A 14,035-nucleotide genomic window follows, 5' to 3' on the forward strand; every position below is an offset into this window, starting at 1 on the left:
CGTTCCGTAAACGGAACGGTCTGGGAGGAACAGGTGCGCCTGCAACCCGTGCTCGCCGGCGTCGTGACGGCGCTGGTCGGCTTCTCCAGCGCGTTCGCCGTGGTGCTCACGGGGTTGCGCGCTGCGGGTGCCGACGAACGGCAGGCGGCATCCGGCCTGCTGGTGCTGTGCCTCATGTGCGGGCTGGTGGCCCTCGTGCTGGGGCTGCGGCACCGGATCCCGATCAGCATCGCCTGGTCCACGCCGGGCGCGGCACTGCTGATCTCGTCGGGCCCGCCGGCAGGCGGGTTCCCCGCGGCCGTCGGGGCGTTCCTGGTGTGCGGCGGGCTCGTCGTGGTGGCCGGACTCGTGCCGGCGGTCGGGCGGCTGATCTCGCTGATCCCGGTGCCGATCGCGAGCGCGATGCTGGCGGGCGTGCTCGTGGAGCTCTGCCTCGCTCCTGTGCGGGCACTGGCCGAGGTTCCGCTCCTCGCCGCGCCGGTGATCGCGGTCTGGGCGCTCGTCGGGCGGTTCGCCCGGAAGTGGGCGGTGCCGGCCGCGCTCGCGGTGGCGGCCGTAGCGATCTGGCTGACCGGCCCGGGGCTCGGCGACGTGGCGCTCGCTCCCGCACTCGTGTGGACCACGCCGGCGTTCGATCTCGCGACGGTCGTCGGTGTCGGCATCCCGCTCTTCCTCGTCACGATGGCCTCGCAGAACGTGCCCGGCGCCGCCGTGCTCGCCCAGTACGGCTACACGGCGCCGATGCGCCCGATCCTGACGACCACCGGCCTGGCGACGATCGTCTGCGCCCCGTTCGGCGGGCACGCGGTGAACCTCGCGGCGATCAGCGCCGCGCTCGCGGCAGGCCCGGACGCCCACCCGGACCCGCGGCGGCGGTGGCTCGCGGCGGTGACGGCGGGCATCGGCCTCGCGGCACTCGGGCTCGGCGCCGGCCTCGCGACGGCACTGCTCGTGCTCTCCCCTCCGGTGCTGATCGAGGCGGTCGCCGGGCTCGCCCTGCTGGGTGCGCTGGCTGCGGCGCTCTCGTCGGCGGTGTCCGAGCCGGGCAGCCGCGAGGCCGCCGCCATCACGTTCGTGGTGACGGCGGCGGGCGTCGGCTTCCTGGGCATCGGCGCGGCGTTCTGGGGCCTGCTCGCCGGCGCGGCCATGACGCTGCTCCACCGGCCGCGCCGTCCGGCCGAGGAGCGGGTCAGCTCACCAGCTGGTGGTCCACCGGCGCGCCGGTGAGCCGGTTCGCGAGGGTGGACATGGTGTACGCGCCGATCCCGAGCACCACCTCCAGGGCGTTGCGGAGCGTGTAGTCCCGCGCGAGGAAGGCCCGCACCGCGTCGTCGGACACCCCGCCTGCGGTGGCCAGCACCTCGAGGGTGAACGTCCGGATCGCCTCCAGCCGGACGTCTCCGAGCGGTGCCCCCGCCTGGAGCGCCGCGACGAGGTCCTCGTCCGCACCCAGTCGGCGCAGTGTGCCGGTGTGCATGGCGACGCAGACGTGGCAGTCGTTCCGGACGGCCATGGTCATGATCACGACCTCGCGGGCGACGGGGTCGAGGGTCGTCGCCTCGAACGATGCGCTGGCCCGGAGGAAGCCGTCGAGCAGCTCCGGCGACTCGGCCAGGCGCGCGACGGCGCCCGGCAGGAAACCCAGCTTCCTCTCGGTGCCCTCCATGGTGCGCCGAGAAGCCGACGGCGCGGTCTCGGTGGTGTGCGCGGGGAACAGCGACGACATCCAAGCTCCTAAACTCGACAACGTGGTTGACCTAACCGTAAACCTGGTTGTCGAGTTTGTCGATGGCTGACCCGAGGGACGAGCCGGGCTGGATGCTGCCGCTGCTCCTCTTCGGCGGCTTCCGGACGCTGGTCGACCGGCTGCACGCCGACCTCGCCCGGCAGGGCCACCCGGACCTGCGCCCGGCGCACGGCTTCGCGATGCAGGCGATCGGCCGGGACGGCGCCACCGCGAGCGAGCTGGGCAGGCGGCTGGGCGTGTCGAAGCAGGCGGCAGGCAAGACCGTCGACCGGCTCGTCGAGCTGGGCTACGCGGAGCGGAGCGCGGACGCCGCCGACGCGCGGCGCAAGCTGGTGCGCCTCACGCCCCGCGGGTACGACGCGCTGGCCCGCTCCGCGGCCGGGTTCGAGCAGCTGCGGGCCGAGTGGGCCGAGCGGCTGGGCATCGACCACGTGCGCACGCTCGAGGCGGACCTGCGCGCGGTGGTGCCGCCCACGGCGATCCGGCTCGACGCGGCGAGCTGGCTCGCGCCGTGACCCGTCCGGGGAGCCTCAGCCCGTGAGGCCCCTGCGGGTCAGGAGCGGGGCCAGCTCCGGGTCCCGGCCGCGGAAGGCGCGGTAGGCGTCCATCGGGTCCACGGCGCCACCGCGGGAGAGCAGCTCGCGGCGGAAGACGTCGCCGTTCTCCCGGCGCAGGCCGCCGTTCTCGGCGAACCACTCGACGGTGTCGGCGTCGAGCACCTCGCTCCAGATGTAGGAGTAGTAGGCCGCGCTGTAGCCGCCGCCGAAGACGTGGTTGAAGTAGGTGGTGCGGTAGCGGGGCGGCGCGGTCGGCTCGGCGATGCCCGCCGCGGCGAGCGCGTCGGCCTCGAACCGCTCCACGTCCGTGACCTCGTCGTCCGGGCTCAGCCGGTGCCACGCCTGGTCCAGCAATGTCGCGGCGAGGTACTCGGTGGTGGCGAACCCCTCGCCGAAGCGGCGCGCCGCCGCCAGCCGATCGACCAGCTCCGCCGGCAGCGGCTCGCCGGTCCGGTGGTGGAGCGCGTAGCTCGCGAGGATCTCCGGGTCCTCCAGCCACATCTCGTTGACCTGGGACGGGAACTCCACGAAGTCGCGCGGCACGGACGTGCCGGAGAACCTCGGGTACTGCACGTCGGAGAAGAGGCCGTGCAGCGCGTGGCCGAACTCGTGGAACAGCGTGCGGACGTTGTCCACGGTGAGCAGGGTCGGCTCGCCCTCGGCGGGCTTGGCGATGTTGAGCGTGTTGAGCACCACCGGCTTCGTGCCCAGCAGCCGCGACTGGGTCACGAAGGAGTTCATCCAGGCGCCACCGCGCTTCGAGTCGCGGGCGTAGAAGTCGGCGACGAAGAGGCCGAGCCGGCCGCTGGAGTCGAACACGTCGAAGACGCGCACGTCGGGGTGGTAGAGCGGCAGGTCGTCGCGCTCGGCGAAGCGCAGCCCGTAGAGCCGGGCCGCGGCGTGGAAGACGCCGTCGTGCAGCACGCGCTCCAGCTCGAAGTACGGGCGAAGCGCGTCGGTGTCGAGGTCGAACCGCTCCCGGCGCACGCGTTCGGCGTAGAAGGCGCGGTCCCACGCCTCGATCGGGAAGCCGGCCGCCTCGGACAGCTCGGCAGCCTCCTGACGCGCGTTCGCCACGGCGACCTGGGTGAGCTTGCCCAGCATCGCGTCGATGGCCTCGACGGTGCCCGCGGTGCTGATCTCGACGACCCACGAGGCGTGGTGCGGGTGGCCCAGCAGCTTCGCCCGCTCCGCGCGCAGCGCGGCCGTTCGCAGCACGATGTCGCGCGTGTCGTGTTCCCCACCCGATCCACGGCCCGTGGATGCCTTGTGCAGCCGCTCGCGCAGCCCGCGGTCGGTGAGCGACGCGAGTGCGGGCTGCCCGGTCGGGAGCACGAGCGTCAGCAGGTACGCGCCGTCGTGCCCGCGCTCCGCCGCTGCCCGCGCCGCAGCCGAGACCGCATCCGCGGGCAGGCCGTCGAGCTGCGCTGCGTCCTCGACGAGCACGGCCGCCGCGTTCGCGCCGGCGAGCAACCGCGCCCCGAACTCCGTGGACAGCACCGAGAGCTCGGCGTTGAGCTCCTTGAGCCGTTCCTTCTCGGCCGGGGCGAGACGGGCGCCCGCGCGGACGGCGTCGCGGTGGTACCGCTCCAGCAGCCGCAGCGACTCTGCGTCGAGCTCCAGGTCGTGCCGGGCCGCGAAGAGCGCCTCGATGCGGGTGAACAGCACCGGGTCGAGCGTGATCGCGTCGGCGTGCGCGGCGAGCTGCGGCGCCACCTCGGCCTCGATCTCCCGGATCCCCGGCGTGCTGCACGAGCCGACGAGGGTGAAGAACACGCTCGACACCCGCCGCAACGTGGCGCCCGACCGTTCGAGCGCCACGATCGTGTTCTCGAACGTGGCGGGGCCCGGGTCCGCCGTGATCGCCTCGACCTCCGCCCGCTGCTCGGCCATGCCCGCGGTGAAGGCCGGGAGGAAGTGCTCCTCGCGGATGGCGTCGAAGTCCGGGAACTCGAACGGCAGCTGGCTGGGGGCGAGGAACGGGTTGCCGGTCACCCGCGCGAGCATATGTCCGTGACGCGGGTGCAGGTCGGGGTCGGAGCGGTGGTGCGCGACGGCGGGCGGATCCTCGTGCTGCGTCGGGCGGGCGCCCACGGAGCGGGCACGTGGGGACTTCCCGGCGGGCACCAGGAGTTCGGCGAGTCGCCGGAAGGCACCGCGGTGCGCGAGACCCTCGAGGAGACCGGCCTCGTCGTGCGGCCGACGGTCCGGCTCGGCTTCACCGACGACCCGATGCCCGAGATCGGCCGGCACTACGTCACGCTCTTCATCGGCTGCGCCCGGCTGGACGGCGAGCCGCAGCTGCGCGAACCGGAGAAGGCCACCGCGCTGGCCTGGCTCACCCCCGACGAGCTGCGCGCCCGACGCACCCAGCTGTTCGACCCGCTCGGCCGCTGCCTCGACGCGGGTCTCCTCGAGAAACCGGCTTGACCTGAACCCCGGTCGAGGTCGGAGGCTGCCCCCATGGACGTCGCCGCCTACCTCACGCGGATCGGGGCCGCCCGCCCGGCCGCTCCCACGAGCTCCTCGCTCACCGCTCTGCACCGGGCGCACGTGCGGTCCGTGCCCTTCGAGGACTACGACATCCACACGGGGGTCACGATCTCGCTGGAGCCGGACGCGCTGGAACGCAAGATCGTCCACCGCCGCCGCGGCGGGTACTGCTACGAGCTGAACGGGCTGTTCGGAACGCTGCTGCGGGAGCTGGGCTTCGCGGTCACGCTCGTCGCGGCGTTCTCGCTGGACGACGACGGCGCCCGCGGCCCCGATCTCGACCACCTGCGGCTGCTCGTGGACGCCGTCGACGGCAGCTGGATCGTCGACGTCGGCAACGGCGCGCGGTGGCCGGAGCCGGTGCCGCGACGGCCGGGCGTGCACGGCCGGGTGCAGGTGTACAGCGACGGCGGCGTCTGGTGGACCACGGAGCGCCGGGGCGACGGGCGGTGGGAACGGGGCTGGGCGTGGACGCCGCAGCCGCAGGACCTGGCCGACTTCGCCGAGCGCAACCGCTACCAGCAGTACGACCCGGGTTCGGACTTCGTCGGGAGGCGGTTCGCCGCGCTGGCGACCCCGACCGGTCGGATCTCGCTGGTGAACGGCGTCTTCTCGGAGCTCGCCCACGGAACCCGGACCGAGCGGGAGCTGTCCCCTGCCGAGGAATGGGCGCTGCTCGCCGACCGGTTCGGGATCGTGCTGGACCGCCCGTGGGCCGAGCGCGTTCCCCAGCTCGCGAGCTGCTGACAGGCGTCACGCGACGAGCTGCGCCGCCTTCTCCCCGACCGCGACGGCCGTGGCCGCCGTACCGCGCCGGGGCGCGATCGGCAGCACCGACGTGTCGGCCACCCGCAGCCCGGTGATCCCGTGGACGCGCAGCTGCGGGTCCACCACCGGCCCGATCGCGGCGGTCCCGGACATGTGCACCGCCGTGGCCAGGTGGGTGCCGATCCACGCGTCGAGCTCGCGGTCGTTGCCCAGGACGTCGCCGGCGGGCGCGACGCGCGTGCCGACGCCGGCGCGCAGCAGCTCGGCGGCCGTGCGGATGGCGTGGCGGAGCAGGCGGCGGTCGTGCTCGGTGCGCAGGTACCGGTAGTCGATCCGGGGCGGGACGCGCGGGTCGGGCGAGGTGAGGCCGACCGCGCCGCGGCTCTCGGGATTCGCCACCATGCACATGAGGTGCAGCTCGCCCGCGGGCGCGAAAGGACGGACGAAGGCGAGCACCTCGACGTCGCCTCCCGGGTCGGCGCCCGCGTCCCAGTCGAGCGCCGCCTGGCTGCCCGGGGTGTGTGGGTGGGCGGGCGGGTCGGTGGTGGTGAAGGGGACGAACACCGCGGGATGGTCGCTGAAGCCCTGCCCGACCGGCAGGTCGCGCACGACCGGTACGCCCGCGGCGCGCAGCTCGTCGGCAGGGCCGATCCCGGAGAGCATCAGCAGGTGGGGGGTGGCGACGCCGCCCGCGGCGAGCACGACCTCACCCGCCTCGACGATCGTGCCGTCGAGCAGGGCGACGCCCCTGGCCCGGTCGCCGTCGAGGAGCACGCGGGCCACCGGGGCGTCGGCCTGCACGGTCAGGTTCGGGTGGCCGACGAGGTAGGCGCTCGCGGCGCTGGTGCGCACCCCGTCCCCGGCGTTGCTCGGCACCAGTCCGGCTCCGGGTGGACCGCCTGCGTTCTTGTCGGGCTCCATCGGGTGACCGAGCCGCTGCGCGGCCGCCAGGAACCGCTCGGCCACCGGGTGCAGCAACGGCCCGGCCGGGCGGCGGACGGGCACGGGGCCGCGGTCGCCGTGGCCGGGCGCGTGCGGGAGGTCCAGGTCGTGCTCGGAGCGGACGTAGTGCGCCAGGAGGTCGGCCCACGACCACCCGGGCACCCCCCAGCCTGCGACGTCGGCGGGGGTGGCGCGCACCCAGTTGGCGCCGTTGATCACGCTCGACCCGCCGACCACCCGGCCGCGCGGCACGCTGACGGTGTGGCCTGCCCGCAGCTCCGCGGCGTAGGACCAGTTCAGCGGGTGGCCCGTCCGCGCCCCGTCGAGCCAGTCGGGTGGCGCCGCGACCGGCCCGGCCTCAAGCAGCAGCACCCGCCGCCCCGCGTCGTCGGCGAGCCGGCCCGCGAGGGCGCAGCCGGCCGAACCGGCGCCCACCACGACCACGTCGTACACATCAGGGAGGATGCCTGGTGATGAGCGATCTCGCGCAGGATCTCGCCGCGTTCCTCACCGCGGCGCCCACCCCGTACCACACCGTCGCCGAGGGCGTCCGCCGTCTGGCCGAGGCAGGCTTCACCGAGCAGCAGGAGGCCGGGCCGTGGGAGGACGGCCCCGGCGGCCGCTACCTGGTGCGCGACGGCACGCTGCTGGCCTGGTTCGTGCCCGAGAGCGCCCCGCCCGGCACGCCCATGAGGATCTTCGCCGCGCACACCGACTCGCCCACCCTCAAGGTCAAGCCGCGCCCCGACACGGGTTCGGCCGGGTGGCGACAGGTGGCCGTGGAGGTCTACGGCGGGGCGCTGTGGAACTCGTGGCTCGACCGCGACCTCGGTCTGGCCGGCCGCCTCGCCCTCTTCGACGGCTCGGTCGTGCTCGTCGACGTGCGCAGGCCGCTGCTGCGGGTGCCGCAGCTGGCCATCCACCTGGACCGCCAGGTGAACCAGGGCCTCAAGCTGGACCCCCAGGAGCACCTGCTGCCCGTCTGGGGGCTGGGCGCGCCCGCCGAGGGCGACCTGATCGGCTTCCTGGCCGCGGAGGCCGGGGTCGACCCGGCCGAGGTGGCCGCCCACGACCTCGTGGTGCACGAGCTCACCCCGCCCGCCCGGCTGGGCGAGCACGAGGAGCTCCTGGCCGGGCCGCGGTTGGACAACCTCGCGTCCGTGCACTCGGGCATCTGCGCACTGCTCGCAGCGGCCGACGACGCGGCGGGGGTGATCCCGGTGTTCGTCGGCTTCGACCACGAGGAGATCGGGAGCGCGTCCGCCACCGGGGCGGCCGGTCCGCTGCTGGAGACCGTGCTCACCCGGCTCGCAGGCGGGTTCGACGCCCGCGGCGCCGCGTTCGCCGCGTCCCGCTGCCTGTCGGTGGACGTCACCCACGCCGCGCACCCGAACTACCTGGGCCATCACGACCCGAACCACCGCTCGGTGCCGAACCGCGGGCCTGCCCTGAAGGTCAACGCCAACCAGCGCTACGCCACCGACGCCCCCGGGGCGGCCGCGTGGCACCGCGCGTGCCGGGATTCGGGCACACCGACGCAGGTGTTCGTCAGCAAGAACACGGTGCCCTGCGGCAGCACGGTCGGGCCGATCCTGTCCACCCGACTCGGCATCCGCACCGTCGACGTCGGAATCCCGGTGCTGTCGATGCACTCCGCACGCGAACTGTGCGGGGTCCAGGACCCGGGTCACCTCGCCGCCGCGGCCACCGCGTTCCTCACCGACCCGCTCTGATCCCCTCGAAGACCCGCGCGAAGCTCGCGGCGCCGTGGCCCTCCGCCACCTGGCGGGCGAGCAGGGCCTGCAGCGGTGCCACGAAGTCGACGGCGACGCCCTCCTCCCGGCTGGCCTGCACGATCATGTCGAAGGCCGACTTGTTGAAGGCGACGGTCTGCTCGTCGGCCGTCGTGTAGTCGCCGGAATCGATGAACTCGGCGTCGTACGGGAGGCCCACCGTCATGGCGGTGACCCACGCCGCGGCCTGCTCGGCGAAGTCCGCTGCCGAGACCCCGGCACTCCCGACGAGCGCGGCCCCGTGGAAGAAGCCCGCGAACATCCCGTACATCGCCGAGAGGAGCGCCAGGTCGTAGAGCGAGGCGAGCCCGGCGTCCTCACCGAAGTACTCCGCCGTCCCGAGCAGCTCGAGGCTGCGGCGGTAGCGCTCGAACGCGTCCTGCGAACCGCTGTAGAGGAAGCGCGCACCGTCCTTCCCGATCATCGGCGGCGTCGCCATCATGCCGCTGTCGACGTAGCCGATGCCGTGCCCGGCCGCCCACCGCGCCATCTCGCGGGCCTGCTGCGGCGTGCCGGTGGTGAAGTGGACCAGGGTGCGGCCTGCGAACTCGGCCGCGACGGGCTCGAGGATCTCGCGGGCGGCGGCGTAGTCGAGCACGCAGACGAGGACGAGCGGGCTCGCCGTGACCGCCTCGGCGACGCCGCTCGCGCGGACGGCGCCCTGCGCGACGAGCGGGTCGGCCCGGCCGGGTGTGCGGTTCCAGACGCTGGTCGGGTGCCCGGCGGCGAGCAGCACCTCGGCGATCCGGGAGCCCATCGCGCCGAGGCCGATCACGGTGACGGGCGGGCGTTCCTGCTCGGACATGGTGTTCCTCCTCGATCGTCGTCTCCTGACGACCCCACGGTGCCGCCGCGCGCTGACGCTCCGCGCACGGCTCTCGCACGGTGCCGCGAGTGGCTTTACCGTGGTGCGAATGTCCCCGGAGCCCCACCGAGGAGGTCGAGTGAGCGAGGACCAGGCCCTCGCCGACGGCCCGGACGTCTACTGGTTCGTCGGCGGCCCGCTCGACGGTCGCGTCGACACCCGCGAGCCGTCCGACCCGGCCCCCGGCACCGTGCGCTACGTGCATCTGCACGAAGGCCCGAAGATCGTGCACCACTACGACCTGCACGAGGTGGCAGGCCACGGCGGCGAGTACCGGCTGCGCGAGCCGGACCCCGACGAGGCGGGTTGACCCTCCGGATCACGGGGTAGCCGACGGACCCGACACCTCGGAGGGTCCCGTGCCATCCACCACGACCGCCGCGCAGTCGCTGTGGCTCGCCGCGCTGCCCGCCACCATCTACCCGCCCCCGTCCGGTGAGCGCGCCTTCGACGTGCTCGTGCTCGGCGGCGGGATCACCGGGCTGACCACCGCTCTGCTGCTCAAGCGGCGCGGGGCGCGGGTGGCCGTGGTCGAGGCCGGGCGGGTGGGCGCCGGTGTCAGCGGCAACAACACCGCGAAGGTCACCGCCCTGCAGTCCACGGTGTTGACCTCCATCGGGCGCACGCGCGGCGCGGAGGTCGCCGACGAGTACGCCGCACGCAGCCTCGCCGCGGTGGAGCTGGTGGACGAGCTGTCCACCGCCGAGGGCATCGACTGCGACCTGGAGCGCCGCGACGCGTTCACCGTCGCCGTGCGGGATGCGGAGCTCGCCGACGTCGAGCGGGAGTTCGAGGCGGCGCGGCGCGCCGGGCTGTCCGTCGAGATGACGGCGGCGGTCGACCTGCCCTACCCCGTGGCCGGCGCGGTCCGGCTGCCCGACCAGGTGGCGTTCCACCCGGTGAAGTACGTGTCCGGCCTCGCCGCCGCCGTCGACGGCGACGGGTGCCGCGTCTTCGAACGCACCCGGGCGCTGCGCGTCACGGAGGGCCGCCCGGTGCAGATCGAGACCACCCGCGGAGCGCTCACCGGCGATCGGGTCGTCGTCGCCACGCACTACCCCATCTGGGACCGGGGCCTGTACTTCGCGCGGATGGAGGCGAGCCGCTCGTACTGCGTCGCGGCGCGCGTTCGCGGCGAACCCACCCGGGGCATGTCGATCACGACCGGCGCCGACACGTGGTCCTACCGCTCGGCGGGTGACCTGATGATCGTGCTCGGGAAGGGCCACCCGACGGGCGCGCGCGGCGTCGACCACTCCTGCTACACCGCGGTCGAGAAGCACCTGCGCGAGCACTGGGACGTGGAGCAGGTGACGCACCGCTGGTCGGCGCAGGACCCGACGCCCTACGACCACACCCCGATGATCGGTGGCTACACGCCGGGGAGCACGCGGATGTACGTGGCCTCCGGCTTCGCGAAGTGGGGCCTGACCGGCGGCACGATGGCCGCGGCGATCCTCTCCGAGCAGCTCACCGGCGGGCCGGGCACGGACGTGTTCAGCCCGCACCGGTTCTCCCCGCGCGGGCTGCCGCAGCTCGCCCGCATCAACGTGAAGGCGGGAGTGGACCTCGTCGGCGACCGGCTGATGCCGGGGCAGATCTCCTCGGCGGCGGACCTCGCGCCGGACTCGGCGGGGGTGGTGCGCTCGGGCGTCGACCGCACCGGCGTGTACCGCGATCCCGACGGCGGCCTGCACGCCGTGTCGATGCGCTGCACCCACCTGGGCTGCCTCGTTCGGTTCAACGCCGCCGAGAAGAGCTGGGACTGCCCCTGCCACGGCTCCCGGTTCGACGTCGACGGCGAGGTGCTGGAAGGGCCCGCGGTGCGGCCGCTGTCCCGGCGCAACCCGCCGGGTGAGTGAGCGGCGTCACGAATCTGAGGGCGCAGTAGCGTCCTCCTCGCTCTGGCGGGTGGCGGCAATACCGGGGGCGCCGCTACCCGCCACCCGTCCGCGCAGCACCACCGGCAGCGCCATCGCGATCAGCAGGCCACCGGCGGCGAGCAGCGGGGCCCCGCCAACGGCCCAGGCGGCGTACACGCCGAACGTCGCGAGCTCGGTGCCCAGGCCCGCCACGGAGGTCACGGTGGCGCGCGTGGCGCTCGCGATCCGCTCCTGCAACCGCGCGTCGAGGACCACGAGCAGCGCCCGGTAGCCGCCGTAGAACGCCGCGACGGCGACCACGCCCGCCGGATGCCCCCCGAGCCCGGCGGCGCCGAGGAGCACCATCGCCGCCCCGAGGACCACTCCCAGCAGCCAGGCGGGCAGGCGGGCGGCCACTCCCCCGAGCGCCGCGCCCGCCGTCCCGCCCAGCACGATCGGCACGGCCGCGAGCGGGACCGCCGCCAGCGGGATCCCCCAGTCCGCCAGCAGGAGCGGGAAGTACTCCTCGACCGCGTCGTAGGCGGCGAGGACGGCGACCGCCAGCAACACCGGCCGCAGGCCGGGGATGCGGGCCGCGTCCCCGAGACCGGTGCGCAGGGTCGCGACGTAGCCGACCCCGCCACCGACGTCGCGGCGGGGCGGTTCCGGAAGCGTCGCGGCGACCCCGGCGGCGGCGAGGCATGTGCCCACGCTCACCCAGCCGACCAGCGGGAACCCGCCCGCCACGAAGAGCCACGTGGCCGCGAGCGCCGCCGGGAGCTGTGCCACCAGCTCCATGGCCGAGACCCAGCCCGCGACCCGCGCGTAGTGCTCCGCCGCCCCGGCCGCATCGAGCCCGTCGTAGAGCAGAGCCTCCTTCGCTCCGGAGACGAGCGAACCGCCGAACCCCCAGAGCACGAAGCCGAGCGCGAACCCGGGGAAGCCGGGCAGCAGCACCCACGCGGCATAGCCGCCCGCCTGCAGCACACCCGCCGCCACGAGGCACGACCGTCGGGAGAACCGGTCGGCGAGCGCACCGGACGGCACCTCGGCGAGCATCGCGACCGCCGACCAGATGGCGAACAGCGCCGAGACCTGCGCGACGGACAACCCGGTGGCCGTGAACAACAGCGCGTACAGCGGGTAGAACGGGACGACGTCGGCGAGCAGCGCCCACCCCACCATCCGACGGGCGAGCGGGCGCGCGGGAGGCGGCAGGGTGCGTCAACCGGGCACGGCCCGGAGGCTAACCCCATCCGTTCTCCCGGCACAGCGATTTCGCTCCTGGCAAGATCGAGATCGTGCTCACGCCTTCGGTGCACCTCGTGACGGGGATCCAGGCGGCCGGCAAGTCGACGGTGGCACAGGCCCTCGCCGAGCGGCTGCCCGGCCGCACCGTGCACGTGCACGGCGACCAGTTCCGCCGCTGGATCGTGGGCGGGCGGGCCGAGATGACCCCGGACGCCGGCCCGGAAGCCGTGCGCCAGCTGCGGCTCCGGCACCTGCTCACGGCCCGCACCTGCGACACCTACGCCGACGCAGGCTTCACCGTGGTGGCCCAGGACGTCGTGCTGGGCGACGAGCTCCCGGGGATGGTGGAGGAGATCCGCACCCGGCCGCTGCACGTGGTCGTCCTCGCCCCGCGGGCGCACGCCGTTGCGGCCCGGGAGGCGCACCGCGGGAAGCGGGCCTACGGCCCGTGGACGGTGGACGCGCTCGACCGGGCGTTGCGGGCCGAGACACCGCGCATCGGGCTGTGGCTCGACAGCTCCGAGCTGTCCGTCGCCGAGACCGTCGAGGAGATCGTGCGCCGGGCCGACGAGTCACGGGTCGCCTGACGGCCCGTGTCGCGACGCTGTCGCGAACATCCAATGGCGGTGGGCCCGTCCCGTGCGAACCTGCCAGCGTGTACGGCTACATCGGCAGCATGCGCACCAGCCCCGGCAAGCGCGAGGAGGTCATCGCCCACCTGTTGAAGAGCCTCGACGGCCTGCCGGCCGCCGGCTGCCTGTCCTACGTCGTGAGCGAATGCCCGGACGACGACGACCGCATCTGGGTCACCGAGGTGTGGGAGAGCGCCGAGCACCACGCGGCCTCCCTGCAGCTCCCCGAGACGCGGGCCGCGATCGCTACCGCAATGCCCCTGCTCACCGGCGAGTTCACCAGGCAGGAGACGCGCGTGGTGGGCGGGCTCGGGCTCCCGTAGGCCGCCCGGTTGGCCTGCGCCGGGCCCGGGTAGCCCGGTCTGGTGGCGGAGCACGAGACTGCGACTTTCGAGACCGCGACCTTCGACACCGCGATCTTCGACGTCGACGGCACGCTCGTGGACACGAACTACCACCACGCACTGGCCTGGTTCCGGGCGTTCCGCCGGCACGACCTGACCATCCCGGCGTGGCGGCTGCACCGCGCGATCGGGATGGGCGGTGACCACGTGGTGCCTGCTGTCGCCGGAGACGACGTGGAGGAGCGGCTCGGCGAGCAATTGCGCGCCGACTGGGCCGACGAGTTCGACGCGCTGCTCGGCGAGATCCAGCCCTTCGACGGGGTGCGTGAGCTGCTCGACGACGTGCGCCGCCGGGGCTTCACGCTCGTGCTCGCCAGCTCGGGCAAGGCCGAGCACGTCGATCACTACCTGAGCCTGTTCGGCGGAGCGGACCTCGCCGAGGCCTGGACCACGTCGGCCGACGTCGAGCAGACCAAGCCGGAGCCGGACCTGCTGCAGGTCGCGCTGGAGAAGGTCGCAGGCCGTTCGGCGGTGCTGGTCGGCGACTCGGTGTGGGACTTCCGCGCAGGCGCCCGGCTCGGGACACCGGGCTATGGGCTGCGCACCGGCGGCTTCTCCGTCGACGAGCTGCGCGAGGCCGGGGCTCTGGAGGTCTTCGATTCTCCGGCCCAGCTGCACGAACGCCTGGACCACACCCTGCTCGCGAAGGCCACCGGCTGACCTGCCATGTGTGCCGGAAGCTGACCTACATCGCCCCTACGGTCGTCCACGACGACGACCG

The 14,035-nt window shown here is 74.1% G+C and carries 15 protein-coding genes; 10 read left to right on the forward strand and 5 right to left on the reverse strand.

Going from position 1 to position 14,035, the window contains the following annotated elements:
* Positions 1-33 precede the first annotated feature (33 nt).
* A complete protein-coding gene (locus FHX44_RS15960) occupies positions 34-1,227 on the forward strand; it encodes a benzoate/H(+) symporter BenE family transporter (RefSeq protein ID WP_246170403.1) in 1,194 nt (397 codons plus the stop codon).
* Here the strand turns inward: FHX44_RS15960 and FHX44_RS15965 are convergent.
* Entirely contained in the window at positions 1,190-1,717 is a 528-nt protein-coding gene (locus FHX44_RS15965; RefSeq protein WP_147261221.1) for a carboxymuconolactone decarboxylase family protein, read from the reverse strand. The two genes, FHX44_RS15960 and FHX44_RS15965, sit on opposite strands and share 38 nt — an antisense overlap.
* 71 nt (positions 1,718-1,788) lie before the next feature.
* Between FHX44_RS15965 and FHX44_RS15970 the strand changes: the two genes are divergently transcribed.
* Complete coding sequence (locus tag FHX44_RS15970) at positions 1,789-2,262, forward strand: MarR family winged helix-turn-helix transcriptional regulator (RefSeq protein WP_147256519.1); 474 nt, start codon at positions 1,789-1,791, stop codon at positions 2,260-2,262.
* A gap of 15 nt (positions 2,263-2,277) precedes the next feature.
* On the opposite strand, the gene FHX44_RS15975 is transcribed toward FHX44_RS15970, so the two are convergent.
* Positions 2,278-4,311, reverse strand: a complete 2,034-nt coding sequence (locus tag FHX44_RS15975) for a M3 family metallopeptidase (RefSeq protein ID WP_147256520.1) — start codon at positions 4,309-4,311, stop codon at positions 2,278-2,280.
* A 6-nt stretch (positions 4,312-4,317) separates the two neighbouring features.
* Here FHX44_RS15975 and FHX44_RS15980 point away from each other — a divergent pair, with 6 nt between their 5' ends.
* Complete coding sequence (locus FHX44_RS15980; protein WP_246170404.1) at positions 4,318-4,734, forward strand: nucleotide triphosphate diphosphatase NUDT15; 417 nt, start codon at positions 4,318-4,320, stop codon at positions 4,732-4,734.
* A gap of 33 nt (positions 4,735-4,767) precedes the next feature.
* Positions 4,768-5,544 (forward strand): arylamine N-acetyltransferase family protein, encoded by a 777-nt coding sequence (locus FHX44_RS15985; protein ID WP_147256522.1) that lies wholly within the window; start codon positions 4,768-4,770, stop codon positions 5,542-5,544.
* Positions 5,545-5,550: 6 nt separating this feature from the next.
* On the opposite strand, the gene mftG is transcribed toward FHX44_RS15985, so the two are convergent.
* Entirely contained in the window at positions 5,551-6,960 is a 1,410-nt protein-coding gene (gene mftG, locus FHX44_RS15990) for a mycofactocin dehydrogenase MftG (RefSeq protein ID WP_246170405.1), read from the reverse strand.
* 20 nt (positions 6,961-6,980) lie between these two features.
* Here mftG and FHX44_RS15995 point away from each other — a divergent pair, with 20 nt between their 5' ends.
* Positions 6,981-8,240: a M18 family aminopeptidase gene (locus tag FHX44_RS15995; protein ID WP_147256523.1), complete on the forward strand. Its 1,260-nt coding sequence runs from the start codon at positions 6,981-6,983 to the stop codon at positions 8,238-8,240.
* Here FHX44_RS15995 and FHX44_RS16000 read toward each other — a convergent pair.
* The gene (locus FHX44_RS16000) at positions 8,224-9,105 is read right to left on the reverse strand and encodes an NAD(P)-dependent oxidoreductase (RefSeq protein WP_147256524.1); all 882 of its coding nucleotides are present in this window, start codon (positions 9,103-9,105) and stop codon (positions 8,224-8,226) included. The two genes, FHX44_RS15995 and FHX44_RS16000, sit on opposite strands and share 17 nt — an antisense overlap.
* A gap of 139 nt (positions 9,106-9,244) precedes the next feature.
* Between FHX44_RS16000 and FHX44_RS16005 the strand changes: the two genes are divergently transcribed.
* Together FHX44_RS16005 and FHX44_RS16010 are read left to right on the forward strand one after the other, a co-directional pair.
* Positions 9,245-9,475 (forward strand): hypothetical protein, encoded by a 231-nt coding sequence (locus FHX44_RS16005; protein ID WP_147256525.1) that lies wholly within the window; start codon positions 9,245-9,247, stop codon positions 9,473-9,475.
* A gap of 49 nt (positions 9,476-9,524) precedes the next feature.
* Positions 9,525-11,027 (forward strand): FAD-dependent oxidoreductase, encoded by a 1,503-nt coding sequence (locus FHX44_RS16010; protein ID WP_170308930.1) that lies wholly within the window; start codon positions 9,525-9,527, stop codon positions 11,025-11,027.
* A gap of 6 nt (positions 11,028-11,033) precedes the next feature.
* On the opposite strand, the gene FHX44_RS16015 is transcribed toward FHX44_RS16010, so the two are convergent.
* Positions 11,034-12,212, reverse strand: coding sequence for an MFS transporter (locus FHX44_RS16015; RefSeq protein WP_147256527.1), 1,179 nt, complete (start codon positions 12,210-12,212; stop codon positions 11,034-11,036).
* Between the two features lie 116 nt (positions 12,213-12,328).
* Here FHX44_RS16015 and FHX44_RS16020 point away from each other — a divergent pair, with 116 nt between their 5' ends.
* The 3 genes from FHX44_RS16020 to FHX44_RS16030 all read left to right on the forward strand — a co-directional run bounded on the left by FHX44_RS16020 (position 12,329) and on the right by FHX44_RS16030 (position 13,974).
* Complete coding sequence (locus FHX44_RS16020) at positions 12,329-12,865, forward strand: AAA family ATPase (RefSeq protein WP_246170406.1); 537 nt, start codon at positions 12,329-12,331, stop codon at positions 12,863-12,865.
* Between the two features lie 68 nt (positions 12,866-12,933).
* Positions 12,934-13,233 (forward strand): putative quinol monooxygenase, encoded by a 300-nt coding sequence (locus tag FHX44_RS16025; protein ID WP_212612506.1) that lies wholly within the window; start codon positions 12,934-12,936, stop codon positions 13,231-13,233.
* A 42-nt stretch (positions 13,234-13,275) separates the two neighbouring features.
* A complete protein-coding gene (locus FHX44_RS16030) occupies positions 13,276-13,974 on the forward strand; it encodes an HAD family hydrolase (protein WP_147256529.1) in 699 nt (232 codons plus the stop codon).
* Positions 13,975-14,035 lie beyond the last annotated feature (61 nt).

Origin of the sequence: Pseudonocardia hierapolitana, assembly GCF_007994075.1 — a bacterium.
Taxonomy (GTDB): Bacteria; Actinomycetota; Actinomycetes; order Mycobacteriales; family Pseudonocardiaceae; genus Pseudonocardia; species Pseudonocardia hierapolitana.

Coding starts and splice junctions, on each gene's coding strand:
- FHX44_RS16000 (WP_147256524.1), bottom strand. CDS start 9,105: ATGTCCGAGCAGGAACGCCCGCCCGTCACCGTGATCGGCCTCGGCGCG.
- FHX44_RS15970 (WP_147256519.1), top strand. CDS start 1,789: ATGGCTGACCCGAGGGACGAGCCGGGCTGGATGCTGCCGCTGCTCCTC.
- FHX44_RS15975 (WP_147256520.1), bottom strand. CDS start 4,311: ATGCTCGCGCGGGTGACCGGCAACCCGTTCCTCGCCCCCAGCCAGCTG.
- FHX44_RS16015 (WP_147256527.1), bottom strand. CDS start 12,212: ATGGTGGGGTGGGCGCTGCTCGCCGACGTCGTCCCGTTCTACCCGCTG.
- FHX44_RS15995 (WP_147256523.1), top strand. CDS start 6,981: ATGAGCGATCTCGCGCAGGATCTCGCCGCGTTCCTCACCGCGGCGCCC.
- FHX44_RS15985 (WP_147256522.1), top strand. CDS start 4,768: ATGGACGTCGCCGCCTACCTCACGCGGATCGGGGCCGCCCGCCCGGCC.